Genomic DNA, 25,613 nt, shown 5'->3' with positions numbered 1-25,613 from the left:
ACTCAACGGTACGTCACTCAGACGTTGTCCGGGTTAACCTCGGGACGTGCGTACTCCGGCCAGACAAGCGCCACCAGCTCAGGATAGGCTTCCAGGCTGAACTCACGAAAACACTGCCGCAAATTTAATACGTCCAGATCGGAATAAGAGACCTTCTCGCCGTTAAGACAGCGCTTTTTGATATTGTCATAATATTTATACACTGCTGAATTCAGGTCGCTACAGCGACGCTGCGCCTCAAACAGACCGGGCGTGTCATTAATTTCCGACATTTTCATGCGTTTAATTGTCGCGTGTAAAAAGTCGATATATTCGTGGTTCACCCGCCAGTACCAGACAGGCGTAACGGAGTTCATCAATACAGAGAAATGGTCTTCACCTTCCTCTTTTGTCATCAGTTCAGGTTGCGGGGGTTCACTGGTGTCTTTCGACACTTTCGTTTTATTGAACTCCTGCATCAATAAAAGAACACCAGCGGTCAGTAATAGTAATGTGATGACCGTAAAAAAGATGCTGTTCATGGGTAGGCTCCATTTTTTTTGATTTTAAAATTGCCTCATGATATTGTCAACGAATCTCACGCCTTTACCAACCCCACCCTGTTGAAATTAAAGGAAATTAAAAATGCTGCCCGACTATCTCGTCCCGGCTAAGTACCACATCACGCCTGTGGAACAGCAACCGACGGAAGCAGAAAAAGAGGCCAGTTTCACTCAGGGGAAAAGAAAGCTCTCTGATTTCGAGCCCGATATATTAATTGGTGTTTCCCGAACTGGCAAATCCCGAAATATGTTGCTGGAAGAGCACGATCGCCATATAAAAGACCGCTTATTTCGCGCCATAAAAATCGAAGCCTTTGTCCACCTGCTGAATGACCTGCAGGCCGAAGGTGAAATAGATGCCCAGAAACTAAGTCAAATAATAGCCGAAAAAACCGAAGAAATTAATGAGGCGGGCAATGAAATTTGGCTTAACTTAATTACACGCGAGAAAAACAACCCAATTTTTTATAGCCTGGGGGAAGATTAACGTGAAAAAAGAAGTTAAAAATAACGACGTTTATTTGACTTTAGATGATAAAAAAAGTGATGAATTTATCTTAAAGCAAAATCTCGACGCACTAAGAAACACAAAAAATGACGAGATGACGCGTATTACACAAGACCTGGTATCGATCCCGGCGACGCTGGTTCGTCTGAAATGGCAGAATCGCCGCGATATTTATCCGCTACAGGTCAAAGAAGAAATTTACGGTGCCGTGATGAACGCCATCATTGAACAGCGGCCAGAACTGAAAGAGAAGCTTCTCGGACGTCTTGAGGCCAATTATCAGTATCTGCTTGCCAGAGAAATCGCCACCCTGCGCCTGACGCGCAAGCTGTCAGACGGTGAGTACCGTACTTCAAACGTCACCTGCGTTGCGCTGGATGAGGACGCGCTGGCGTCTGGCACCAGCGCCCCCTCCGAACCAAAAAGCTAGTTAAATCTGAATACGGCAATCGCCTCTTTTAACTGACCCGTCTGCTGCCGCTGCGCGTCGGCCACCTGCAATGTTTGCGCAACGTGACGCACATTCTCCTGCACGCTGGCATCGATGCTGGCAATGCTATCGTTCATCTGCGCAATGCTTGCCCGCTGCTGCTCGCTCATCTGCGACAGCTCTTCCAGCAGAGAGCGAAGCCCTTCGATACTCTCAATGATCGACTTCATTGTCATACCGGCGTGCTCAACCTGTTCGACGCCCTGCAGCGTGGTCGCCTGCGATGTGGTCAGAAGCTGGCGGATATCTTTTGCCGCCCCCTCGCTGCGCTGGGCCAATACACGCACTTCTGAGGCAACCACAGCAAAGCCTTTACCATGTTCGCCCGCTCTTGCAGCCTCGACCGAGGCGTTGAGCGACAGAATATTTGTCTGGAACGCAATCCCGTCGATCAGCTCCAGAATGGCGTAAATACGCTGCGACTCCTCGCGAATGTGCTCCATCGCTGCAATCGCCTGCCGTACGTTATGCCCCCCCTGCTCCGCCACGTTACTGGTGCTGAACGCCACCTCCCTGACCTGACTGGCTTTTTCACTGGTCAGGGTAGCGACGGCCCTTAACTGTTCCATCGCACTGGCCGCCGTTGCCAGCGAACTTGCCTGGTGATCGGTACGTTCCGACAGCGCGCTGTTGCGCTGTCCTAACGCGCGGGATGCCTCCAGCAGTTGCCCAATATTGGCGCTGACCTGCTCAAGCGTGGCGCGCATGGTGCCAAGCGTCAGGCTGAACGTGCGGGCAAAAGGAGACTCTGCAGGCACCGCATCGACGGCAAGCGTGAGGTACCCAGGTTCGCGGTTAATCACGCCCGCGAGCCCTGCCACCTCGCTCGCAGAGCGGGCGTCCTGCTCCATTCGTATCGCCAGCAGGACCAGGATCGCGGTCTGGACCACCACAAACAGACCATGAAAAACCACCATATGAAAGCCGGTGTGCATGAACACCACGACGCCGTAAAGGTCGTTCTCCTGCAGATAGTTAAACACCAGATGATGTAACGCGATGACCGCCGCCCCCATCACCAGGGGCCGCCAGTCTCGCCAGGCAAGCAGCGCGGAAAGCAGGACGAAAACTGAGAAATGGTATTCGGTTTCCCCCTCGCCCAGATGAATGAGCAACGCGGAAAAGGCCATTAGCACAAACGCAGAGCTCAAGCGGAGCAGCAGCGCGCCGGGAAACAGCAGTGTCAGCAGCGTCGATAGACTGGCCAGAGAGGTACCGACAATAGCCCCCTGCACAATATTCTCGTTCATATATCCGACACCCAGCGAGATCCCCCACAGCGACCAGATAAGCACCAGAATGAGCCTGTCGGCGCGTCGTCGAATTGAGGAAAGCGAAAACTGGTCGTTTTGAGGCGCGTGCGGATACAGCCATGTCATCGTAGCCATAGGGAGTCTCTTGCTGTGCAGGTGAAAAGATCCTTCGAAGAAGGTCTGTTTTTTATTATCTTTTTTAAGCGTAGTGGGGATATTCCACGACGCCATTTCAGCAAACGATATATTTTAATGGCGCAGCCGAATACTGATATTTACTTAACTATCAATGGATTATTAATTATGGCTTTATTGATAAATAAATATGAAGAATGGGGATATACAGCAGAAAATAATAACGATTTAACATAGCAACAAACAAAAAAGCCGGCTTTCGCCAGCTTCTTTATCACTTCGAGGACGCTTTCTCTTCGCCGACCAGTCCAATCTTCAGGTAACCCGCCTGATGCAGCGTGTCCATTACCTTCATCATGGTTTCATAATCAACGGTTTTATCCGCACGGAAGAAGACCGTGGTGTCTTTCTTACCGCCGGTAAGCTGCTCCAGCGCCGGGATGACGGAGTCGGCCGTCACCGGGTCGTTCCCAAGGAACATGGATTTATCCGCCTTCACCGACAGGTAGATAGGCTTCTCCGGGCGCGGCTGGGGCTGGCTGGAAGAGGCAGGCAGATTCACCTTCACATCCACCGTCGCCAGCGGCGCAGCTACCATGAAGATAATCAGCAGAACCAACATAACGTCGATAAACGGCGTCACGTTGATTTCATGCATTTCGCCGTTATCGTCCAGATTTTCGTTTAGACGCATCGCCATACAATCAACCTACGCGCAGTTTAGACGCCGCATGCACCGGCTTAACCGAGCTGGCATTCAGGTCGAGATCGCGACTTTGCAGCAGCAAAACCTGCGCGGCAACGTCACCCAGCGTGGCTTTGTAGCTGCCAATCATACGCGCGAAGATGTTGTAGATAACCACCGCCGGGATAGCCGCAACCAGACCGATTGCCGTCGCCAGCAGCGCTTCCGCGATGCCCGGCGCCACGACCGCCAGGTTAGTCGTTTGAGTCTGCGCGATACCGATAAAGCTGTTCATGATGCCCCAGACCGTACCGAACAGGCCGACGAACGGAGAAATCGCACCGATGGTCGCCAGATAACCATTGCCGCGGCCCATATGGCGCCCCACGGCCGCAACGCGACGCTCCAGGCGGAAACCGGTACGCTCTTTAATGCCTTCGTTATCTTCACTGCCTGCGGAGAGTTCCAGCTCGTTCTGTGCTTCATTAACTAACATGCTGGTCAGGCTTTTCGCGTGGAAGGATGAGGTCATATCAGAAGCCTGATCCAGAGAGCGGGCTTCGGCCAGCTGCTGCTGTTCGCGCTTAAGGCGGCGCTTCTGCGAAAGCAGCTCGGCGCTCTTGCTGAAGAAGATAGCCCAGGTGACAACGGACGCCAGAATCAGGCCGATCATCACAATCTTAACCACGATGTCAGCATGCTGATACATGCCCCAAACGGAGAGATCCGTCTGCATCAAATTATTACCCACTCTGTATCTCCAGGACGCAAATCACAAAATCTGAGCGTAATAATATCAAAACGTCGTCGAATTGATAGTCGTTCTCATTAGTATTTACATGGTGCCGCAATTTTCGTTCACTTTCCTTGCGCTTACGCAGTAAAAATTTCTTATGCGAATTTTTGCTAATATTTTCTGCTTATTCGATAAGCCTCGGGGTGCAGTTTTTTTCAATCGTGGTAGTCTGGACGTCCAGACGTATAAAAACAGGGTTAGCGAACATGACAAAAAAGCATCTTGATACCACGCTGGTACAGGCAGGACGCAGCAAAAAATATACGCAGGGATCGGTCAACAGCGTGATTCAACGAGCCTCCTCGCTGGTGTTTGATACCGTTGAGGAGAAAAAAATCGCCACGCGCAACCGCGCGAAAGGCGGGCTGTTTTATGGCCGTCGCGGCACGCTAACCCATTTTTCTCTGCAGGAGGCGATGTGCGAGCTGGAAGGCGGCGCGGGCTGCGCATTATTCCCCTGCGGCGCGGCGGCGGTCGCCAACACCATTCTGGCGTTTGTGGAACAGGGCGATCACATCCTGATGACCAACACCGCCTATGAGCCCAGCCAGGACTTCTGCACCAAAATCCTCAGCAAGCTCGGCGTGACCACCGGCTGGTTTGACCCGCTGATCGGTGAAGGCATTGCCGAACTTATTCAGCCAAACACGCGCATTGTGTTCCTGGAATCTCCGGGGTCACTCACCATGGAAGTGCACGACGTCCCTGCCATCGTGAAGGCCGTGCGCAGCAAAGCGCCGGAGGCGATTATCATGATCGACAATACCTGGGCGGCAGGCGTGCTATTTAAGGCGCTGGAATTCGACATTGATATCTCGATTCAGGCGGCGACGAAGTACCTGATAGGCCACTCTGACGGCATGATTGGCACTGCGGTCTCCAACGCGCGCTGCTGGGATCAGCTGCGTGAAAATGCCTACCTGATGGGCCAGATGGTGGACGCGGACACGGCCTACATGACCAGCCGCGGTATCCGCACGCTGGGCGTTCGCCTGCGTCAGCACCATAAAAGCAGCCTGAAAGTGGCCGAATGGCTGGCGCAGCATCCGCTGGTTGAGCGCGTTAATCACCCCGCGCTACCGGGCAGTAAAGGCCACGAATTCTGGCAACGTGACTTTACGGGCAGCAGCGGGCTGTTCTCGTTCGTGCTGAAAAAACGGCTGAATAACGACGAGCTGGCGAGCTATCTGGATAATTTTACCCTCTTCAGCATGGCCTACTCCTGGGGCGGTTTTGAATCCCTGATCCTGCCTAACCAGCCGGAACAGGTTGCGGCTCTGCGTCCCGGCGGAGAAGTGGACTTCAGCGGTACCCTGATTCGACTGCATATCGGTTTAGAAAATGTTGACGATCTGATTGCCGATTTAGCAGCAGGGTTCGAGCGTATCGTGTAGAGTGCTGGCTGAAAATGTACTCCCTGGACGCTTTTGTGGACACCGCAAGCAGAAAAGTCTGCATGAGTTGCGCCCGGGATCAAACCCGACGGGCGAATAAGGGAGTACAATAGCGCTATATCTGCTGTTCCACAGGAAAGTCCATGGCTGTTATTCAAGATATTATCGCGGCGCTCTGGCAACACGACTTTGCCGCGCTGGCGGATCCTCACGTCGTCGGTATCGTTTACCTCGTGATGTTCGCAACTCTGTTTCTGGAAAATGGATTACTGCCAGCCTCTTTTTTACCCGGTGACAGCCTGCTTTTACTTGCCGGGGCGTTAATCGGCAAAGGCGTCATGGACTTCACGTCAACGATGGTTATTCTCACCTCCGCAGCCAGCCTGGGCTGCTGGTTGAGCTATCTGCAGGGCCGCTGGCTGGGGAATACCCGCGTCGTGAAAGGCTGGCTGGCGCAGCTGCCGCATAAATATCATCAGCGTGCGACCTGCATGTTCGACCGGCATGGCCTGCTGGCGCTGCTGGCGGGGCGTTTCCTGGCGTTTGTTCGCACGCTTCTGCCTACGATGGCGGGCATTTCCGGTCTGTCAAACCGCCGCTTCCAGTTCTTCAACTGGCTGAGCGCACTGCTGTGGGTGGGTGTAGTCACCACCCTCGGCTACGCGCTGAATATGATCCCCTTTGTGAAACACCACGAAGATCAGGTGATGACCTTCCTGATGGTGCTGCCGATGTTCCTGCTGGTCGCGGGACTGGTGGGGACTATTGCGGTAGTGATTAAGAAGAAGTACTGCAGCGCATAATTCAACAAAGCCGGGTGGCGCTATCGCTTACCCGGCCTACGTTTTTCGTCAGGCTCCCTGCATCGTTCGGATGCGTGATGCATCTTCTCCCGGCGTAACGCCGAAATAGCGCTTAAACTCCCTACTGAACTGCGACGCGCTTTCGTAACCCACCCGCATCGCCGCCGCGCTGGCCTTCATGCCGTCGTGGATCATCAGCATCCGCGCCTTATGCAAACGGTAGGTTTTGAGGTACTGCAGCGGCGAGGTGCTGGTCACCGATTTAAAATTATGGTGAAACGCCGAGACGCTCATGTTCGCTTCCGCCGCCAGCTGGTCGACGCTGAGATTTTCCGTGTACTGGCTTTCAATACGCTTGAGCACGCGGCTTATCAGGCTGAAGTGGGTCTGTCGGCTCACCAGAGCCAGTAAAGCCCCGCCCCCTGGGCCCAGCAGCACATGGTAGAGAATTTCGCGGATAATCTGCTTGCCCAGAATACGCGCGTCCAGCGGCCTCTCCATCACGTCCAGCAGACGCTCAATGGCGCAGAGGATCTCCTCCGACAGCGTCGCCGAGTTAATCCCGCTCGACGCCATCGAAGGCTGGAAGAACTCGTCTTCACCTATCTCCATCAGCAGCTCCTGCAGCTGAAGAATATCGACGTTGACGCGAATACCGGCCAGCGGAACGGCCTCTGTCGCGAAGGTTTCACATTCGAAGGGTAAAGGTACTGTCAGGAGCAGATATTCATTGGTGTCGTAGCGGAACACGCGCTCGTTGATATAGCCAATTTTATGGCCCGAGAAGAGAAAAACGATGCCCGGCTGGTACATGACCGGCGTGCGCGTCCCGGGCTGCGTGCCATAAAGCAGGCGAATGTCAGGAAGCAGGCCACTGACGCCATTTTCGTTATCTATCAGTCTCTTAATCTGCGCAGTGAGCTGATGGCAGATCGCTTCACGGTTCATATTACGTTACTCCGGGCACGGTTTACGACGTTAACAGTGTGCGTGCTTTTCCGCGCTTTCTCCAGCGCTCTGTAGAAATGGGCAAGACATCGGCAGGAATGTGCATTGAGAGGATAGCCCCGGGCGGCCACAATGTGCAGCATCAGGTAGCCCTCTGCGCCACCACGGTTTTTCACCCACTAAAGGGAACGAGCAATGAACAACTTTAATCTTCACACCCCAACCCGCATCCTGTTTGGTAAAGACGCTATCGCCGATCTGCGCGCGCAGATCCCTGCTGACGCCCGCGTACTGATCACCTACGGTGGCGGCAGCGTGAAAAAAACCGGCGTGCTGGATCAGGTATATAGCGCGCTGGACGGTCTGGACGTGCGTGAGTTCGGCGGCATCGAGCCAAACCCGTCTTACGAAACGCTGATGAACGCGGTGAAAATCGCCCGCGAAGAAAACATCACCTTCCTGCTGGCCGTCGGCGGCGGCTCCGTACTGGACGGCACCAAATTCATCGCGGCAGCAGCGCACTACGCTGACGGCATCGATCCGTGGCACATTCTGGAAACCCGCGGCAGCGACATTAAAAGCGCCATCCCGATGGGCTCCGTGCTGACCCTGCCGGCGACCGGCTCTGAATCCAACAAGGGCGCGGTGATCTCCCGTAAAACCACCGGCGACAAACAGGCCTTCATGAACGAACACGTTCAGCCTGTATTCGCTATTCTGGACCCGGTTTACACCTACACCCTGCCCGCGCGTCAGGTGGCTAACGGCGTGGTCGACGCCTTTGTTCACACCGTTGAGCAGTACGTCACGTATCCGGTCGATGCCAAAATCCAGGATCGCTTCGCGGAAGGCATTCTGCTGACGCTCGTCGAAGACGGCCCGAAAGCGCTGAAAGAGCCGGAAAACTACGACGTTCGCGCCAACGTCATGTGGGCGGCAACGCAGGCGCTGAACGGCCTGATCGGTGCTGGCGTGCCGCAGGACTGGGCAACCCACATGCTGGGACACGAGCTGACGGCAATGCACGGTCTGGACCACGCTCAAACGCTGGCCGTTGTGCTGCCTGCCCTGTGGAACGAAAAACGCGATACCAAGCGCGCCAAGCTGCTGCAGTACGCCGAGCGCGTGTGGAACATCACCGAGGGTTCTGACGATGCGCGTATTGATGCCGCCATCGAAGCAACCCGCAGCTTCTTTGAAGGTCTGGGCGTGCCAACGCGTCTGTCAGGCTACGGTCTGGATGGCAGCTCCATCCCTGCCCTGCTGGCAAAACTTGAAGAGCACGGCATGACCCACCTGGGCGAGCACGGCGACATTACGCTGGACGTGAGCCGTCGCATTTACGAAGCGGCGCGCTAAGCGTTTTTGCCCTCCCGACTTTCGTTTTTTGACATTTCGTCCAGACTTAATGCACACCCCATCGCCGGAGGAACCCTCCGGCGATGCGTACCTGAAGGAGGAAAAATGGCAAACCAAACCGTAATCAAGCTGCAGGACGGCAACGTGATGCCCCAGCTGGGGCTAGGTGTATGGAAAGCCGGTAACGACGAGGTCGTCTCCGCCATTCATAAAGCCCTGGAAGTCGGCTATCGGTCGATTGATACCGCCGCCGCGTACAAAAACGAGGACGGCGTGGGTAAGGCACTGGCCAGCGCCGGCGTCCCCCGCGATGAGTTATTCATCACCACGAAACTGTGGAACGACGATCAAAAACGCCCCCGCGAAGCCCTGCAGGAGAGTCTGGAAAAGCTCCAGCTCGATTTCGTCGATCTCTGGCTGATGCACTGGCCGGTTCCGGCTATCGATCACTACGTTGATGCCTGGAAAGGGATGATTGAACTGCAGAAAGAGGGGCTGGTGAAAAGCATCGGCGTCTGTAATTTCCAGGTTCACCACCTGCAGCGGCTGATTGACGAGACGGGCGTTGCGCCGGTGATTAACCAGATCGAGCTGCACCCGCTGATGCAGCAGCGCCAGCTTCATGCCTGGAACGCCACGCATAAAATCCAGACCGAGTCCTGGAGCCCGCTGGCGCAGGGCGGCGAAGGGGTGTTTGATCAAAAGATTATCCGTGAGCTGGCGGATAAATACGGTAAAACCCCGGCGCAAATCGTCATTCGCTGGCATCTGGACAACGGCCTGGTGGTCATTCCGAAATCGGTCACGCCGTCGCGCATCGCCGAGAATTTCGACGTCTGGGATTTCCGGCTGGATAAAGATGAGCTGGGTGAGATTGCGAAGCTGGATAAAGGTAAGCGGCTTGGGCCGGACCCGGATCAGTTTGGCGGGTAATCGCGTAAAAAAGCCGGGTGGCGGCTTCGCCTTACCCGGCCTACGTGTCTACATAAAAAACCCCGGCTTGCCGGGGTTTTTTATTTATGCTTTGCGCTTCACGGGCTTCTTCACACTCGAATTACCGTTCGAACGCTGATGCACAATCGGCGTGTGCTTGGTCAGCGCCGGGCGCGTATTGCGGTTCTGGCGACGCGCTTCGCGCATCTCATCCAGCGTCGGGGCCGGTACCAGGCAATCGCGGCGCGAGCCGATCAGGTGTTTTTTACCCATCTCTTCCAGCGCCTGACGGATCAGCGGCCAGTTTTTCGGATCGTGGTAACGCAGCAGCGCCTTATGCAGACGACGCTGTTTATCCCCTTTCGGCACCACCACCTCTTCACTCTTATAGCCAATCTTACTCAGCGGGTTCTTGCCGGTGTAATACATGGTCGTCGAGTTGGCGAGCGGTGACGGATAGAAGTTCTGCACCTGATCCAGGCGGAAGCGACGCTGCTTCAGCCACAGCGCCAGGTTCACCATATCCTCATCGCGCGTGCCCGGGTGGGCGGAGATGAAGTACGGGATCAGATACTGCTCTTTGCCCGCCTGCTTCGAATAGGTGTCGAACAGCTCTTTAAAGCGATCGTAGCTGCCCATGCCCGGCTTCATCATTTTCGACAGCGGGCCTTCCTCGGTGTGCTCCGGCGCAATCTTCAGATAGCCGCCGACGTGGTGCGTCGCCAGCTCTTTGATGTAGCGCGGATCTTCCACAGCGATGTCGTAACGCACCCCGGAAGCGATGAGGATCTTCTTGATGCCCTTCAGGTCGCGCGCGCGGCGGTAGAGGTTGATCGTCGGCTCATGGTTGGTGTCCATGTGCTCGCAAATGCTCGGGTAGACGCAGGAGAGGCGACGGCAGGTTTGCTCCGCGCGCGGCGACTTGCAGCGCAGCATGTACATGTTCGCGGTTGGGCCACCAAGGTCGGAAATCACGCCGGTAAAGCCCGGCACCGAGTCGCGAATCGCTTCGATCTCATTGATGATCGAATCTTCAGAGCGGCTCTGGATAATACGGCCTTCGTGTTCGGTAATGGAGCAGAACGAGCACCCGCCGAAGCAGCCGCGCATGATGTTGATCGAGAAGCGGATCATCTCGTACGCCGGGATACGGGCGTTGCCGTACGCCGGGTGCGGCACGCGCTTGTACGGCAGCGCAAAGACGCTGTCCATCTCTTCGGTGGAGAGCGGGATCGCTGGCGGGTTGATCCAGATAAAGCGCTCGCCGTGCTTCTGCATCAACGCGCGGGCGCAGCCCGGGTTGGTTTCATGGTGCAGAATACGGGACGCGTGCGCGTAGAGCACCTTGTCGGCTTTCACCTTCTCGTAGGTCGGCAGCAGCACGTAGGTCTTTTCCCACGGCTTCGGGCGCGGCGGCTGCACGACGATAGCCTTCGCTTCCGCTTTTTTCGGCTCAACCGGCTTGTTATCGGCACACGGCAGATCTTCGCCGTAAGGGTGCGGGATCGGGTCGATTTTGCCCGGCATATCAATGATGCGGGAATCCACCCCGCTCCAGCCCGGCAGCGCCTCTTTCACCATGATCGCGGTATTGCGCACGTCGCGGATGCTGCTCACCGGTTCACCCTGCGACAGACGGTGCGCCACTTCCACCAGCGGACGCTCGCCGTTACCGTAAATCAGCATGTCGGCTTTGGAATCCACCAGCACCGAGCGGCGAACGGTATCTGACCAGTAGTCGTAGTGCGCGGTGCGGCGCAGGCTCGCCTCGATGCCGCCCAGGATCACCGGCACGTCTTTCCAGGCTTCTTTACAGCGCTGGGTATAGACCAGGGTCGCGCGGTCGGGGCGTTTACCCGCCACGTTATCCGGCGTGTAGGCGTCGTCATGGCGCAGCTTACGGTCGGCAGTATAGCGGTTGATCATCGAGTCCATGTTACCGGCGGTGACGCCGAAGAACAGGTTCGGTTTACCCAGACGCATAAAGTCGTCTTTGCTGTTCCAGTCAGGCTGGGAGATGATCCCCACGCGGAAGCCCTGCGCTTCAAGCATACGGCCACAGATGGCCATACCGAAGCTCGGATGGTCAACGTAGGCATCGCCCGTGACCAGAATGATGTCGCAGCTGTCCCAGCCCAGTTGGTCCATCTCTTCACGGGACATCGGCAGGAACGGCGCCGGTCCAAAGCAGGCCGCCCAGTACTGGGGCCAGGAGAAGAGGTCACGATCCGGCTGGATCAGGGAAATTGCGCTCATAATACTTCCGAAGAAAAAATAGACAAAAGGAGCGGGATTATACGCTGGATCAATGTGGGAAATGAAGGGGTATTTATTGCCCGGTGGCGCTACGCTTACCGGGCCTACGGGCCTGTAGGTCGGGTAAGGCGAAGCCGCCACCCGACTCGTTTTACGGTGCCGGATTCACCAGCATCTGCCCCACGGAGCCCCTGTCCATCATCTCCAGCGTCTGGCTGTGGAACAGGAACGGGAAGTGCGGCCACGAAGGCTGACCGTAGTAGACGAGCAGTTCGACCTGGCCGTCCACCCAGACGGTATCTTTCCAGCCGCGATCTTCCGGGAACGGCATCGCGCCGTTAACGTTGCGGATCAGGAATGACACACCTTCAATATGGAACGACTGCGGCATATCTGAACGCACCGTCCAGCGCTCCCAGGTGCCCTGCTGCGCGGTAATGTCGATACGGTTGACGTCCCACAGCGCGCCGTTGATCCCCGGATCGTCACCCAGGCTGATATCACGGCTGCGCACCGGCGAGCCACTCATGATCTCCTGCGGCAGCAGACGCATTGGCAGGCTATCGGTTACCAGCGGCAGCAGACCGGTCGGGCGCAGGGTCAGCACCAGGGTCGAGACAAGTATGCTCGACGGTTCAAAGAACCCGCGAATACGGTCAACAATGCTCGCCGCTTCACCGCAGGTCAGCGACACTTCATCCCCGTTGGTCATATCCACAAGAATTTCGCGACGTTCACCCGGCGAGAGCGCCAGCTGTTTGACGGAAACCGGCGCCGGTAAAAAGCCCTGGTCGCCGGAAATCACGTGCAGCGGACGACCATCGCTCATTTGCAGCTGATAGCGGCGCGAGTTGGAGGCGTTGAGCAGACGCAGGCGCACCCAGCCGCGCGAGACCTCGACATACGGGCTTTGCGCGCCGTTGACCAGCAGCGTATCGCCGACGAAGCCGCCGCTGCCCGGCTCGCTGTATTCCGGCGTACCGAAATTATCCAGACGTTTGTCCTGGATAATAATAGGGAAGTCATCCACGCCGTAGTGGTTCGGGATCGGCAGGGATTTGCTGACCTCATCTTCCACCAGCCACATCCCGGCCAGGCCGTTATAGACCTGCTGCGCCGTGCGGTTAGGCGTGTTGGCGTGATACCACAGGGTTGCTGCGCTCTGGCGAATCGGCAGAACGGGCGCCCAGTCGGCGCTGGGTGACATCATTCGCGCCGCGCCGCCAATCAATGGGCCAGGCACCTGTAGGCCGCTGATGGTCATGGCGACATTTTCAGGGGTGCGGTTACTGTAGATGAGCTTAACGTCATCGCCATTCCACACGCGTATGGTCGGCCCAAGATAACGTCCGTTAATACCCCAGACCGGCGCACGCGTCCCCTGGGTGAAGGACCAGTGGCTGCGCTGCAGCGTCAGGAAAAGCGGCTGACCGCGACGAGATTCAATTAATGGCGGAATAGGCAGCGGCTGTTGCTGCCCGGCGGCGCTGGCTGTCAGCGGCATCGCACCCGCACAAAGGGCGATCCCGGAAGCCTGAATAAACTGACGCCGACTGAGTGACATATAAGCTCCATCTGAAACGACTAACAACGCGGGAATTCGTTTTCCCTTCAACGCCGGATTAAATCTTACCGGCGGCTTCTCTCTCTGCGACTTCTTTGTCGAGCAGCGCAATATGCTCAGCCATCAAATCACGGCAGTGCGCTGCCAGCTCGCGCACCTGGTCTTTACCGTATTTGCTGGTATCGACGGGTGGCAGCATTTCGACAATCACCAGCCCGTTGTTCAGGCGGTTAAGATTAATCTTATTCGAAGTATTGGAAACGCACACAGGAATAATTGGAACACCTGCCGCAATTGCGGCATGAAACGCACCGGTTTTAAACGGCAGCAGGCCGCGGCCGCGGCTGCGCGTTCCTTCCGGGAACATCCAGATTGAGATTCTGCGCTTTTTAAAATGGTTCACCACTTCCGCAATGGTGCTGTGCGCTTTTGCGCGGTTGTTACGGTCGATCAGCAGGTTACCGGTCAGCCAGTACAGCTGGCCAAAAAACGGGATCCACAGCAGGCTTTTTTTCCCTACCGTCACGGTCGGCGGTAAAACGATATTTGCGGCGGTCACCATATCGTAATTGTTCTGATGGTTAGCGATATAAATGGCGTTACCGAAATTCTCCGCCCCTTCAGGCAGACGTTTCTCAACCTTCAGGCCAAACAGCGGCGCAAGGCGACCGAACATATGGCCGAAGGTGGCAACATGCTTAGGATTTCGCGGACTGAACAGGCAATAGATGCAGCCGAAAATACAGACCAGAATGCAGTAGATAACGGTAAGAATAAGACGAACAATATATAGCATAGCGACCTCTGAAGCCCCAACAGCTGACAATTATACTTCACCTGTGGCCAGGTAAGGACTTTATTACGAGCGCGTATTGTTAATCGCAACGCACGAATTAACAACGATTTTACGGGAAATTTTATTGAAATTCCCCCTCCGGGCAGAGGGGGGGATATCACGACATTACTCTTCGCTGTCACCCGCAGCGCTGCGTGCAGGAGAGTCAATCTCCACGCGGTCGATGCGCTGCAGGCCGCGCATCAGCGAGCCACGGCGACCGCGCTCACCCACCACCTTCTGCAGCTCTTCCGGACGCAGCTTGATCTTACGCTTGCCGACGTGAATGGTCAGCGTGCTCTGCGGCGGCAGGAGGAAGAGGTGCGCCAGGCCATCTTCGCCTTTCGCGGCTTCCGCCGACGGGATGTTGATGATCTTGTTGCCCTTGCCTTTCGACAGCTCCGGCAGATCGCTGACCGGGAACATCAGCATACGTCCGGCGGTAGTGATCGCCAGCAGCATGTCGCTTTCGTTCTCAATCACCAGCGGCGCCATTACGTGGGCGTTGTCCGGCAGGCTAATCAGCGCCTTACCGGCACGGTTACGGGAGACCAGGTCGTTAAAGGTACAGATAAAGCCGTAGCCCGCATCGGACGCCAGCAGCAGCTTCTGGTCATCGGCTTCCATCAGCATATGGTCAACCGTCGCGCCCGGCGGCAGCGTCAGCTTGCCGGTGAGCGGCTCGCCCTGCCCGCGCGCGGAAGGCAGCGTGATCGGGTCGATGGCGTAGCTGCGGCCGGTGGAATCGATAAACGCCACCGGCTGGTTGCTCTTGCCTTTCACCGCCGCTTTGAAGCTGTCGCCCGCTTTGTAGCTCAGCCCCGGCGCGTCGATATCGTGGCCTTTGGCGCTACGCACCCAGCCGCTCTGCGACAGGACAATGGTCACCGGCTCGGACGGCTGCATGTCGTGCTCGTTCATCGCCTTCGCTTCTTCGCGCTCGTGCAGCGGAGAACGACGGTCGTCGCCGAAGGCGTCTGCATCGGCCTGCAGCTCTTTCTTCAGCAGGGTGTTCATCTTGCGCTCGGACGCGAGGATCGCCTGCAGCTGATCGCGCTCTTTTTCCAGCTCGTTCTGCTCGCCGCGGATCTTCATCTCTTCCAGTTTGGCGAGATGGCGCAGCTTCAGTTCGAGGATCGCTTCGGCCTGGGTTTCGCTGATGCCAAAGCGCGACATCAGCGCCGGCTTCGGCTCGTCCTCAGTACGAATGATCTCAATCACTTCGTCGATGTTGAGGAACGCTACCAGCAAACCTTCGAGAATATGCAGGCGCTTAAGCACTTTCTCCAGACGGTAATTCAGACGGCGGCGTACCGTATCGCGGCGGAACGTCAGCCATTCGGTGAGGATCTCCAGCAGGTTTTTCACCGCCGGGCGTCCGTCGAGGCCAATCATGTTCAGGTTGATGCGGTAGCTTTTTTCCAGATCGGTGGTGGCGAACAGATGGTTCATCACCTGCTCCATGTCCACGCGGTTCGAGCGCGGCACAATCACCAGACGGGTCGGGTTCTCGTGATCCGATTCGTCGCGCAGGTCGTCCACCATCGGCAGCTTTTTATTGCGCATCTGGGAGGCAATCTGCTCCAGCACTTTGGCACCGGAAACCTGATGCGGCAGCGCGGTGATCACCACTGCGCCGTCCTCTTTGTTCCACACCGCGCGCATGCGCACGGAGCCGCGACCGTTCTGGTAGATTTTGCGGATTTCCGCGCGCGAGGTGATGATTTCGGCTTCGGTCGGGTAGTCCGGCCCCTGCACGATATCCAGCAGCTCGTCCAGCGAGGTTTTCGGCTGCTCGATCAGGGTAATGGCGGCTTTCGCCACCTCACGCAGGTTGTGCGGCGGAATGTCCGTCGCCATACCGACCGCGATACCGGTGGTGCCGTTCAGCAGGATGTTCGGCAGACGCGCAGGCAGCATTTTCGGCTCCTGCATCGTACCGTCGAAGTTTGGCACCCAGTCAACGGTTCCCTGACCCAGCTCGCCGAGCAGCACTTCGGCGTATTTAGAGAGACGGGATTCGGTGTAACGCATCGCCGCGAAGGATTTTGGATCGTCCGGCGCCCCCCAGTTCCCCTGCCCGTCCACCAGCGGGTAGCGGTAAGAGAACGGCTGCGCCATCAGCACCATCGCTTCATAACAGGCGCTGTCGCCGTGCGGATGGTATTTACCCAGTACGTCGCCGACGGTACGGGCGGATTTCTTGAACTTGGCGGTGGCGTTCAGCCCCAGTTCGGACATCGCATAGACGATGCGGCGCTGAACGGGCTTCAGGCCATCCCCGATAAACGGCAACGCCCTGTCCATGATGACGTACATGGAGTAGTTCAGGTAGGCGTTTTCCGTGAATTCATGTAGCGCGAGGCGCTCTGCCATATCGCTCATTATGTGTGATTCCTCAACTCAGAAACCGAAGGGTTTCAGGCAATATTGCCGCAGATACTACCTCATCTGATGAATTGAGTCACAAAGAAAAAGGGCCGCACAGGCGGCCCTTTTCGGGTTATTTGTTCAGCTTAATAACCTGCTTCACGTCGATTTCAAACTCGTTCCAGTCTTTATCGACTTTACCCTGCAGTTCAACTTTATCCTGCGGAGTGACGGTCACGCCGTTCCAGCGCTTGTGGTCAATCTCAACGACCACCGTGCCGGACTCATCGCGGAAGGTGTAGCGGTCATCGGACAGGCGCTCGGTAATGTTCCCGCGCAGCTTCACCCAGGCATCGTCCTTCAGGTCTTTCACTTTTGCCGCGGTGGTGAGGTTGGCGTTGTTATCGACAAAACCGCCCTGCTGAGTTTGCGTCTGGGTCTGTGTGGCCGATGGGCCAGTAAAACCGCCCTGAGCAGCAAAGACCGGCGCGGTGGTCATCATCATGATGGCAGCAATAGCAGCGAATTTTTTCATCTTCATCTCTCCCTTTAATGTCGTTTCGCAATCCATTTAACAGGGTAATCCTTAACAACTTCTTAAGGGAAAAATTTATTTATTATTGCTGTACAGCAGGCGCTTGCAGAGGGTTTACTGACGGCATCAAGGAGGGAACATGCGCATTTTACTGGTAGAAGACGACAGGTTAATCGGCGACGGTATCAAGGCGGGGTTAAGCAAAATGGGCTTTAGCGTGGACTGGTTTACCGACGGTAAAACCGGTCAGGCCGCGCTCTTTTCTGCACCCTATGATGCCGTGGTGCTGGATCTGACGCTGCCGGAAATTGACGGTCTGGAGATCCTTCGCGCGTGGCGCGAAAGCGGGCGCAGCGAGCCGGTACTGATTCTGACGGCGCGGGATGCGCTTAACCAGCGCGTCGAGGGGCTGCGTCTGGGCGCGGATGATTATCTCTGTAAGCCGTTCGCGCTGATTGAAGTGGGTGCCCGCCTCGAAGCGCTGGTCCGCCGCAGCCACGGGCAGGCGCGTAGCGAGCTACGTCACGGGAAGGTCACGCTCGATCCGACCCGTCTCGTCGCCACGCTGGAGGGTGAGCCGCTGACGCTCAAGCCGAAAGAATTCGCGCTGCTGGAGCTGTTAATGCGTAACGCGGGCCGGGTGCTGCCGCGAAAGCTGATCGAGGAAAAGCTTTATACCTGGGACGACGACGTCTCCAGCAACGCCATCGAGGTTCACGTCCATCATTTGCGCCGCAAGCTTGGCAGCGAGTTTATCCGCACCGTGCACGGCATCGGCTATACCCTGGGTGACGCATGAAGCTGACGCAACGCCTGAGCCTTAAGCTGCGCCTGACGCTGGTTTTCCTGGTGCTCTCTCTGGCAGCCTGGTTTGCCGCCAGTGTTGTCGCCTGGCAGCAAACGACCCACAAGCTCGACAAGCTGTTCGATACCCAGCAGATGCTGTTTGCGAAACGGCTGCTGACGATGGATCTGGACGAGATCCGCGCTCCCGAGCGGATGCGCGAGATCCCGAAAAAAGTGAAGCATGGTCGTCTGGACGATGACGCGCTGGCCTTCGCCATTTACGCCGTCGACGGCAAAATGATCCTCAACGACGGCGAAAACGGGCGTGATATCCCGTACCACTATCGCCGCGACGGGTTCGATAACGGGCAGCTGCAGGGCGACAACGACGAATGGCGTTTTTTATGGCTGACCTCACCCGACGGGAAATACCGCGTGGTGGTCGGCCAGGAGTGGGAGTACCGTCAGGAGATGGCGCTGGACGTGGTCAGCTCACAGCTTACGCCGTGGCTGGTGGCGCTACCCGTAATGCTGCTGTTGCTGATCCTGCTGTTGAGCCGTGAACTGAAGCCGCTGAAAAAGCTGGCGCAGACCCTGCGCTCGCGCTCGCCGGATGCCACCGATAACCTGCCGACGGAGGGTGTCCCTACGGAAGTGCGCCCCCTGCTCGACGCGCTGAATCATCTCTTTGCACGCACCCAGGCGATGATGACCCGCGAGCGCCGCTTTACGTCCGATGCCGCCCACGAGTTACGCAGCCCGCTGGCGGCTCTGAAGGTGCAAACTGACGTGGCGCAGCTCTCTCATGACGATCCTCAGGCGCGGGAAAAGGCGCTGACGCAGCTGCATGCGGGCATTGACCGCGCTTCCCGGTTGGTGGATCAGCTCCTCACGCTGTCGCGCCTGGATTCGCTGGATAACCTGGAAGGCGTCGAGCCGATTGTTATGGCCGATTTACTGCAGTCCGCGGTGATGGATATTTATCATCCGGCGCAGCAGGCGGGCATTGATGTTCGTCTGAACATCCCTGCACCAGAGGTTACTCGCACGGGCCAGCAGCTGCTCCTGAGCCTGCTGGTGCGCAACCTGCTGGATAATGCGATTCGCTACAGCCCGCGCGGCAGCGTGGTGGACGTGACGCTGGACGCGCGTAGCTTTACCGTGCGCGACAACGGTCCCGGCATTTCACCGGACGCGCTGGCGCGCATCGGCGAGCGCTTTTACCGTCCGCCGGGCCAGGATGCCACGGGCAGCGGGCTGGGATTATCCATCGTCAAACGCGTCGCCACCCTGCACGGGATGCGCGTTTCGCTGAGCAATGCCCCTGAAGGCGGTTTTGAAGCGAAGGTCAGCTGGTAAGGGATTATTGCGTTTAATGCAAAAGACTTTGCACATTTTGCTCATTTTACCGCACCGTCCTCGCGCGTAGAATACTCGCCATACTCTCATCATCGAGGACAAATAATGAGCAACATTCTGATTATCAACGGTGCAAAAGAATTTGCGCACTCTAAAGGCCAGCTGAATGACACCCTGACCGAGGTCGCGGACGGTTTCCTGCGCGACGCCGGGCATGATGTTAAGGTCGTGCGCGCGGACAGCAACTACGACGTGAAAGCCGAAGTGCAGAACTTCCTGTGGGCAGACGTGGTGATCTGGCAGATGCCAGGCTGGTGGATGGGCGCGCCGTGGACCGTGAAAAAATACATGGACGACGTGTTCACCGAAGGTCATGGCTCACTGTATGCCAGCGATGGCCGCACCCGCTCTGACGCCTCCAAAAAATACGGCTCGGGCGGCCTGATTCAGGGCAAAAAATATATGCTCTCGCTGACCTGGAACGCCCCGCTGGAAGCCTTCACCGAGAAAGATCAGTTCTTCGAAGGCGTTGGCGTTGACGGCGCTTACCTGCCGTTCCACAAGGCTAACCAGTTCCTGGGCATGGATCCGCTGCCGACCTTTATCGTCAACGACGTGATTAAAATGCCTGACGTCCCGAGCTATATCGCAGAATATCGCAAGCATCTCGCGGAAATTTTTGCTTAACTGGTAGCCTGGAATTAAAGGAGTAGTAAACATGCTTACCGTTATCGCAGAAATCCGTACTCGTCCAGGTCAACATCACCGTCAGGCGGTGCTGGATCAGTTCGCGAAAATTATCCCGACCGTACTGAAAGAAGAAGGCTGCCACGGCTACGCGCCGATGGTCGATGCCGCCACTGACGCCAGCTTCCAGGCGACCGCGCCAGACTCGATCATCATGGTTGAGCAGTGGGAAACCGTCGCGCATCTTGAAGCGCACCTGCAGACTCCGCACATGAAAGCGTGGAGCGACGCGGTGAAGGGTGACGTGCTGGAAACCCACATCCGTATTCTGGAGCAAGGGGTTTAAGTTCGTGGCATTTGCCGGGTGGCACTGCGTTTACCCGGCCTACAAAACCTGAACCGTAGGCCCGGTAAGCGCTAGCGCCACCGGGCTTTGTTTTAGCTGCTTTTCTTCCCCGGTTTTAACCCACGATGTAACTCGTTGATGCGCTTCATCGACTTGATGGTGCGCTGCGGCTCGGTGGAGGCCACGGATAAAATAATCATCTCAAGACACAGCAGCACCGTGCCGTGGAGCGGGATTTTGCCTTTTTCGCCGCCGCGCGGAACGTGGATCACCACGCTGGCCTCCTTGCTGAAGCGCGAATCGAGGGCGTTGGTCAGCAGGATAGTTGGAATGCCCAGACGTTTTGCTTCACGCAGCGTGGTTTGCCCCTCCCGGTGCGCGGATTTCTGCGCCATCATCACCAGCACGTCGCCGCGCTGAAGCGCAATCAGCTGCTCGGCAAGCCCTATCCCGGTACGGTTAAGCGGCGTGGCGGGTAACCCCATACGGCTGAACAGCCTGGCGGTGTACTCGGCCAGAATGCCGGAGGCGCCAATGCCAAATATGGCGACCTGCCTCGCCTGCGCCAGCAGAGAGACCGCCTGCGCCATCGCGTAGCGGTTGTGGGGCTCGGATAACACTTCGCAGGTGTGTTGATGCCCCTCCAGCACGAAATCAATGCTCGCGTTGACGTCGCTGGCGAGCGTATTCACCGTGGTGGACATCTTTTCGCTGGAGGTGACCACCGGACCAAACCACTGCTCCAGCGTCTGCTTGAGATCGCGCAGCCCGGCGAAACCCAGCGCCTGAATGGCGCGAACTACCGTGGCATCCGAGGTTTTCAACCCCACCGCAATCTCCATTGCGGTCTGTTCCATCACCGCTTCGCGGTTGTCATGGATATAGCGTGCAACCTGCAGCAGACGCGGCGTCAGCTGATGCGCGCGCGCGCGAAAGCGGTCGCCGTAGACATCCACGCGCCCTTTCTCTTTGCGGATCACCGTGTCGCCTCCGGCAGCGGACGCCCGGCAATCTGCGACTGCACCTGCGCGGCCATCAGCCCTAAAGACGCGAACGAATTCGAGATGGCCTCTTCACGCGAGATCAGCACGTAGTGCCCGGTTCGACAGGCATTCAGGAACTGACACCAGCCCGGCATGACCGCATCCATCGCCGCCAGCTCGTCCTGCGGTTTACCGCCCGTATCCCCGCGCCAGGTGGCAAAGACGAAATCGGCATCCAGATCAGGCAGACGCTCGGCGCTGACGTCAATCCGCCCCCCTTCCGGAATAGACTCAATCAGCGGCGGGAAGGTAAACCCGGCATCACGCAGCACGCGGCCCAGCGAGTGGTAGCTGTGCATGGCGTTGATTTTCCCCTGATTAGCCTGAATCACCGACACGGTGATTTTGCGCGTGTCGATGGTCGCCTTCAGCGCCTTGATTTGCTCCTGATAGCGGCGTTCAAGAATGTTTAGCCTTGCCTGCGTGCCCGTAAGCTGCGCCAGCTTGCGGTAGATTTCCGGCGCGCCGCCGTCGAGATGATCGATGCTCACCGTCGGAGCAATTTTGGCTAATTGTTCCACCGGCGTGTTGCGGGTCGGCTCGGTAATGATCAGGTCAGGCTTTGCGGCGGCAATGGCTTCAATGTCGATATCGGCCGTGCCGATAAATTTAATGTCGGAATTATCGAAGTCGACGCCGGTCAACATGCCGCTGGAGCGCAGAAAGTGGCTGCCGTCCGGCCGCGTGCGGCCATGGCTTGCCACCGGCGGCACGCCTAGCTCAATCAGCGGAATGGTGATATCCAGATCGTGTAAGGAGACAATCCGTTTCGGATGAACCGGCACCACCACTTTTCGGTTCAGATCGTCAGTAAACGTCTGCGTAGGCTCCGCCGCACTCACCGCGAACCCTACCAGCAACAGCATTGAAAACACTACGCGCATTATAGTCCCCTAAAATCTGTCCCGACGCTGCCAGAGCAGCAGCAGGAAAAACGGTCCGCCAATCAATGAAATCACAATTCCCGCCGGCAGCTGCAGCGGGAGGAATGCCAGACGTCCGACGTTATCCGCCAGCAGCACCAGCAGCGCGCCCAGCGCGGCGCTTCCCGTCAGGAGCGCGGTTTGCCCACCGCGCAGCAGCAGGCGAGCCATATGCGGGGCAATCAGCCCCACGAAACCAATACTCCCCACGCAGGAGACGCAGGCCGCCGTCAGCACCACCGGGGCAAGAACCCGCAGCAGCGCCAGCCGGGTTGTGCGTACGCCAAGGCCCGCTGCGGCATGATTGCCGAGCAACGCCACGTCCGCTGCCCGCACGGTAAACAGCAGCAGCGCAAACGCGGGGGCAGCCCAGAGCGCGGCTAACCCCACCAGCGTCCAGTTCGCCGCATGCAGGCTTCCCGCCAGCCACAGCATCGCCGTCTGCACGTCCCGCACGTCCGCCGTGGTCATAAAGACGCCCATTGCCGCGGTAAAGGCCCATGACACGCCGATGCCGATCAGGATGAATCGCGGGCGCGAGATATCGCGCGCCAGGGCGATGACCAGCAGCGCGGTAAGCAGCCCACCGGCCATACCGACCAGCGGACGCCAGGCCAGGCCCAGCGCCGGGAACTGAAAAATCAGCAGCAGTACCGCCGCGCTACAGCCCTCCTTCACGCCGATAAGCCCGGGGTCAGCCAGGCCATTGCGGGTGATGGACTGCATCGCCGCCCCCGCCATACCGAGCATCGCCCCGCACAGCACCGCCATCAGCAGGCGCGGCAGGCGGATATCCATCACGATGTAGCGCGTCTCAGCCGTCAGACTCTCAGGAGAAAACAGCGCCCGCCCGATGGCGGAGGTGGGAATGGGCAGAGAACCGTGCGTCAGGCCAAAGCCCAGCAGGCTTAGCGCCACCAGCGCTAAAAGCGTCAGGCACGCCAGCGCCCGCGGGCGAACCAGCGCCGATACACGGCCAATTCGGATCGCGCGGAATCCGGCCCGGTTCATTTGAACATCCTCGATGCCATAAAGATGAACACGGGCGCGCCGACCAGGGCCGTCATAATGCCGGTTGCCAGCTCCCAGGGCGTAAACAGCGTGCGGGCGGCGATATCCGCCAGCAGCAGAACCAGCGCGCCACACAGGGCAGACAGCGGCACCATCACGCGTAAATCGACCGACGCCAGACGGCGAATGAGCTGCGGCACGACCAGGCCGATAAAGCCAATCGGCCCGGCGATAGACACGGCCGCACCGCAGAGCAGCGCGATGGCCAGCAGGGCGAGCAGGCGAGTTTTCAGCAGCGACACGCCGAGCCCCTGCGCCATCCGGTCTCCCAGCGCCAGCATGTTGAGCGAGGGCGACAGTCCGATAGCGAGAACAAAACCGGCTGCCGCCGCCCAAAGGGCGCTCTGGAGCGTCTGCACGCTGACCCCTGCCAGGTCTCCTGCCAGCCAGGTGCGCATGGCGAGCAGCGTCTGTTCATCAAGAATTAACACCGCGGCGGTAATCGACGAGGCAAACGCCGACATCGCCACGCCGCACAGCGTGATCTTCATCGGCGTAAGCCCGGTGCGACCGGACGAGGAAAACATCAGCACCAGCAAAAACAGCGCGGCGGCACCGGCGGCGGCAACGAGCGGGCGACCAAACGGCAGCGACAGCCCAAGCGCGCTGGCGATCACCACCGCCAGCGCGGCCCCGGCGTTGAGCCCCAGAATATGCGGCTCGCCGAGCGGGTTGCGGATCACGGACTGCAGCAGCACGCCCGCCACGCCGAGCGCGGCGCCCGTCACCATCGCGGCGCAGAGGCGCAGCAGTCGTAATTTGATAATGACGCTATGGTCGAAATTGCGCGGGTCGAAATGGAAGAATGCCTCCACCACCGTCTGCGGGGCGATAAAGCGTGCGCCGATGCCCAGGTGCATAATCGCCCCCAGTACCAGCAGCAATGCGAAGATCGGGAAGGCCAGAGAGGAGCGCATCATGGCTGAACCGTGCCCTGGCGAAACGGCATAAAGAACGGCTTGCCGGTCAACGGGTTTATGGACATATGCACGTCCACATCAAACACCGCTTTGATCAGCTCCGGCGTGCAGGCATCGCCCTCATGCAATACGCCTTCAACTTTTCCCTGGCGTAAAAAGACCAGCGAATCGCCGTAGTTCACGGCAAAGTTGAGATCGTGCAGCACCACCACCACGGTACGCCCGTGCTGGCGGGTCAGGGTGTGCAGCAGTTCCAGGATCTCCACCTGATAGCGGAGATCGAGAAACGTCGTGGGCTCGTCAAGCAGGATATACGGCGTTTGCTGCGCCAGCGCCATGGCGATCCAGCAGCGCTGACGCTGGCCGCCGGACAAGCTTTCCACCGGCATATGGGCAAACTCCGCCGTGCCGGTCAGGCGCAGGGCCTCTTCCACCGCCAGTTCGTCCTCGTCGCTCCACTGGCGCATAAAGTTCTGCCAGGGAAAACGCCCGCGCGAGACCAGTTCAAAGACGGTTAACCCTTCCGGCAGCAGCGGAGACTGCGGCAGGATACCCAGCTTGCGGGCGACGGCTTTGGTCGGCTGCTCGTGGATCGCCTTGCCGTCGAGAACTGCCGCGCCGCCAAGCGGCTGGAGCAAACGCGCAATGGTGCTTAGCAGCGTGGATTTTCCGCAGCCGTTCGCACCCACCAGAACGGTTATTTTCTGCTGTGGGATAGCAAGGGAGATATCATCAACGATGATTTTTTTCTGATAGCCCGCAGAGAGGTTCTCCAGAACCAGTCCCGGTTGTTTTGTGTTGTGTGCCACGTGAATGCCAACGTAATAAAAAAACGCAACAAATATAAATAAAAATCATTCTCTTTTGAGAGTTTGACGCTGCGCCATGTAGTAGTCAAGAGAAGAAACACCCTGATAAAACCAGGGGTAAGCCTGAGAGAAAATGAACACAGAACGGCTTTCAAAAACATTTATTTCAAGAAGTTAATGATTATCCCGCTGCGCTTATACGCCCGGTTATACGCTGTAGCTGATTTTTTCTTTTTTCCATTTACTACTACATTCCCGCATGA

The 25,613-nt window shown here is 57.6% G+C and carries 26 protein-coding genes; 11 read left to right on the top strand and 15 right to left on the bottom strand.

All coding sequences use genetic code 11. The features are described from left to right. Positions 1 to 17: 17 nt before the first annotated feature. Positions 18 to 521, bottom strand: a complete 504-nt coding sequence (locus NQ230_RS04105) for an ESA_00282 family adhesion-associated protein (RefSeq protein WP_023309170.1) — start codon at positions 519 to 521, stop codon at positions 18 to 20. A gap of 103 nt (positions 522 to 624) precedes the next feature. Between NQ230_RS04105 and NQ230_RS04100 the strand changes: the two genes are divergently transcribed. Beyond that, positions 625 to 1,029, top strand: coding sequence for a hypothetical protein (locus NQ230_RS04100; RefSeq protein ID WP_032659974.1), 405 nt, complete (start codon positions 625 to 627; stop codon positions 1,027 to 1,029). A 1-nt stretch (position 1,030) separates the two neighbouring features. Further along, entirely contained in the window at positions 1,031 to 1,480 is a 450-nt protein-coding gene (locus NQ230_RS04095) for a cytoplasmic protein (protein ID WP_257260118.1), read from the top strand. Here the strand turns inward: NQ230_RS04095 and NQ230_RS04090 are convergent. Next, a complete protein-coding gene (locus NQ230_RS04090) occupies positions 1,477 to 2,928 on the bottom strand; it encodes a methyl-accepting chemotaxis protein (RefSeq protein ID WP_193940467.1) in 1,452 nt (483 codons plus the stop codon). The genes NQ230_RS04095 and NQ230_RS04090 overlap by 4 nt on opposite strands. A gap of 15 nt (positions 2,929 to 2,943) precedes the next feature. On the opposite strand from NQ230_RS04090, the gene NQ230_RS04085 reads away from it, so the two are divergent. After that, the gene (locus tag NQ230_RS04085; protein ID WP_147430008.1) at positions 2,944 to 3,165 is read left to right on the top strand and encodes a hypothetical protein; all 222 of its coding nucleotides are present in this window, start codon (positions 2,944 to 2,946) and stop codon (positions 3,163 to 3,165) included. Between the two features lie 37 nt (positions 3,166 to 3,202). On the opposite strand, the gene exbD is transcribed toward NQ230_RS04085, so the two are convergent. Together exbD and exbB are read right to left on the bottom strand one after the other, a co-directional pair. Next, positions 3,203 to 3,628 carry a TonB system transport protein ExbD gene (exbD, locus tag NQ230_RS04080; RefSeq protein WP_159514905.1) on the bottom strand — a complete coding sequence of 142 codons (426 nt, stop codon included), beginning with the start codon at positions 3,626 to 3,628 and terminating at the stop codon, positions 3,203 to 3,205. A gap of 4 nt (positions 3,629 to 3,632) precedes the next feature. Then, entirely contained in the window at positions 3,633 to 4,364 is a 732-nt protein-coding gene (exbB, locus tag NQ230_RS04075; RefSeq protein ID WP_100166417.1) for a tol-pal system-associated acyl-CoA thioesterase, read from the bottom strand. A 251-nt stretch (positions 4,365 to 4,615) separates the two neighbouring features. Between exbB and metC the strand changes: the two genes are divergently transcribed. Next, positions 4,616 to 5,803 (top strand): cystathionine beta-lyase, encoded by a 1,188-nt coding sequence (metC, locus tag NQ230_RS04070; RefSeq protein ID WP_257260109.1) that lies wholly within the window; start codon positions 4,616 to 4,618, stop codon positions 5,801 to 5,803. Positions 5,804 to 5,946: 143 nt separating this feature from the next. Further along, on the top strand, positions 5,947 to 6,606 hold the full coding sequence (yghB, locus tag NQ230_RS04065; RefSeq protein ID WP_159514908.1) for a DedA family general envelope maintenance protein YghB: 660 nt from the start codon (positions 5,947 to 5,949) through the stop codon (positions 6,604 to 6,606). Between the two features lie 48 nt (positions 6,607 to 6,654). Here the strand turns inward: yghB and NQ230_RS04060 are convergent, their stop codons facing one another. After that, positions 6,655 to 7,554 carry an AraC family transcriptional regulator gene (locus NQ230_RS04060; protein WP_159514909.1) on the bottom strand — a complete coding sequence of 300 codons (900 nt, stop codon included), beginning with the start codon at positions 7,552 to 7,554 and terminating at the stop codon, positions 6,655 to 6,657. 195 nt (positions 7,555 to 7,749) lie between these two features. On the opposite strand from NQ230_RS04060, the gene yqhD reads away from it, so the two are divergent. Further along, positions 7,750 to 8,913 carry an alcohol dehydrogenase gene (gene yqhD / locus NQ230_RS04055; protein WP_121424674.1) on the top strand — a complete coding sequence of 388 codons (1,164 nt, stop codon included), beginning with the start codon at positions 7,750 to 7,752 and terminating at the stop codon, positions 8,911 to 8,913. A 105-nt stretch (positions 8,914 to 9,018) separates the two neighbouring features. Next, the gene (dkgA, locus tag NQ230_RS04050) at positions 9,019 to 9,846 is read left to right on the top strand and encodes a 2,5-didehydrogluconate reductase DkgA (RefSeq protein ID WP_063145581.1); all 828 of its coding nucleotides are present in this window, start codon (positions 9,019 to 9,021) and stop codon (positions 9,844 to 9,846) included. A gap of 84 nt (positions 9,847 to 9,930) precedes the next feature. Here the strand turns inward: dkgA and NQ230_RS04045 are convergent, their stop codons facing one another. The 5 genes from NQ230_RS04045 to NQ230_RS04025 form a co-directional block, all read right to left on the bottom strand. After that, positions 9,931 to 12,102, bottom strand: coding sequence for a YgiQ family radical SAM protein (locus NQ230_RS04045; protein WP_063145582.1), 2,172 nt, complete (start codon positions 12,100 to 12,102; stop codon positions 9,931 to 9,933). A gap of 151 nt (positions 12,103 to 12,253) precedes the next feature. Continuing rightward, the gene (ftsP, locus tag NQ230_RS04040) at positions 12,254 to 13,666 is read right to left on the bottom strand and encodes a cell division protein FtsP (protein ID WP_032659948.1); all 1,413 of its coding nucleotides are present in this window, start codon (positions 13,664 to 13,666) and stop codon (positions 12,254 to 12,256) included. A gap of 58 nt (positions 13,667 to 13,724) precedes the next feature. Continuing rightward, on the bottom strand, positions 13,725 to 14,462 hold the full coding sequence (gene plsC / locus NQ230_RS04035) for a 1-acylglycerol-3-phosphate O-acyltransferase (RefSeq protein WP_121424676.1): 738 nt from the start codon (positions 14,460 to 14,462) through the stop codon (positions 13,725 to 13,727). Positions 14,463 to 14,627: 165 nt separating this feature from the next. Then, positions 14,628 to 16,886, bottom strand: coding sequence for a DNA topoisomerase IV subunit A (gene parC, locus NQ230_RS04030; protein ID WP_023333414.1), 2,259 nt, complete (start codon positions 16,884 to 16,886; stop codon positions 14,628 to 14,630). A 118-nt stretch (positions 16,887 to 17,004) separates the two neighbouring features. Further along, positions 17,005 to 17,406, bottom strand: a complete 402-nt coding sequence (locus NQ230_RS04025) for a YgiW/YdeI family stress tolerance OB fold protein (protein WP_023309189.1) — start codon at positions 17,404 to 17,406, stop codon at positions 17,005 to 17,007. A gap of 139 nt (positions 17,407 to 17,545) precedes the next feature. On the opposite strand from NQ230_RS04025, the gene qseB reads away from it, so the two are divergent. From qseB to NQ230_RS04005, 4 genes are all read left to right on the top strand, one after another. After that, a complete protein-coding gene (qseB, locus tag NQ230_RS04020) occupies positions 17,546 to 18,205 on the top strand; it encodes a quorum sensing response regulator transcription factor QseB (RefSeq protein WP_121424677.1) in 660 nt (219 codons plus the stop codon). Next, positions 18,202 to 19,551, top strand: a complete 1,350-nt coding sequence (gene qseC, locus NQ230_RS04015) for a quorum sensing histidine kinase QseC (RefSeq protein ID WP_257260101.1) — start codon at positions 18,202 to 18,204, stop codon at positions 19,549 to 19,551. The genes qseB and qseC overlap by 4 nt, the downstream gene beginning before the upstream one ends. Positions 19,552 to 19,656: 105 nt before the next feature. After that, a complete protein-coding gene (locus NQ230_RS04010) occupies positions 19,657 to 20,238 on the top strand; it encodes an NAD(P)H-dependent oxidoreductase (protein ID WP_047650114.1) in 582 nt (193 codons plus the stop codon). 31 nt (positions 20,239 to 20,269) lie between these two features. Then, a complete protein-coding gene (locus tag NQ230_RS04005; protein WP_032640570.1) occupies positions 20,270 to 20,584 on the top strand; it encodes a putative quinol monooxygenase in 315 nt (104 codons plus the stop codon). 92 nt (positions 20,585 to 20,676) lie between these two features. Here NQ230_RS04005 and NQ230_RS04000 read toward each other — a convergent pair whose 3' ends face one another. From NQ230_RS04000 to NQ230_RS03980, 5 genes are read right to left on the bottom strand one after another with little or no spacing between them, the layout of a single operon-like run. Continuing rightward, positions 20,677 to 21,564 carry a MurR/RpiR family transcriptional regulator gene (locus NQ230_RS04000; RefSeq protein ID WP_257260099.1) on the bottom strand — a complete coding sequence of 296 codons (888 nt, stop codon included), beginning with the start codon at positions 21,562 to 21,564 and terminating at the stop codon, positions 20,677 to 20,679. Then, on the bottom strand, positions 21,561 to 22,511 hold the full coding sequence (locus tag NQ230_RS03995; RefSeq protein WP_257260097.1) for an iron-siderophore ABC transporter substrate-binding protein: 951 nt from the start codon (positions 22,509 to 22,511) through the stop codon (positions 21,561 to 21,563). Before NQ230_RS03995 ends, NQ230_RS04000 begins: the two co-directional genes overlap by 4 nt. A gap of 9 nt (positions 22,512 to 22,520) precedes the next feature. Beyond that, positions 22,521 to 23,561 (bottom strand): FecCD family ABC transporter permease, encoded by a 1,041-nt coding sequence (locus tag NQ230_RS03990; RefSeq protein WP_257260095.1) that lies wholly within the window; start codon positions 23,559 to 23,561, stop codon positions 22,521 to 22,523. After that, on the bottom strand, positions 23,558 to 24,541 hold the full coding sequence (locus NQ230_RS03985) for a FecCD family ABC transporter permease (RefSeq protein WP_121424681.1): 984 nt from the start codon (positions 24,539 to 24,541) through the stop codon (positions 23,558 to 23,560). The genes NQ230_RS03990 and NQ230_RS03985 overlap by 4 nt, the downstream gene beginning before the upstream one ends. Next, a complete protein-coding gene (locus NQ230_RS03980) occupies positions 24,538 to 25,350 on the bottom strand; it encodes an ABC transporter ATP-binding protein (protein ID WP_257260094.1) in 813 nt (270 codons plus the stop codon). Before NQ230_RS03980 ends, NQ230_RS03985 begins: the two co-directional genes overlap by 4 nt. Positions 25,351 to 25,613: the final 263 nt, after the last annotated feature.

The organism is Enterobacter asburiae (assembly GCF_024599655.1).
Classification (GTDB): domain Bacteria; phylum Pseudomonadota; class Gammaproteobacteria; order Enterobacterales; family Enterobacteriaceae; genus Enterobacter; species Enterobacter asburiae_D.
This window is presented reverse-complemented; position numbering and strand designations above follow the sequence as displayed.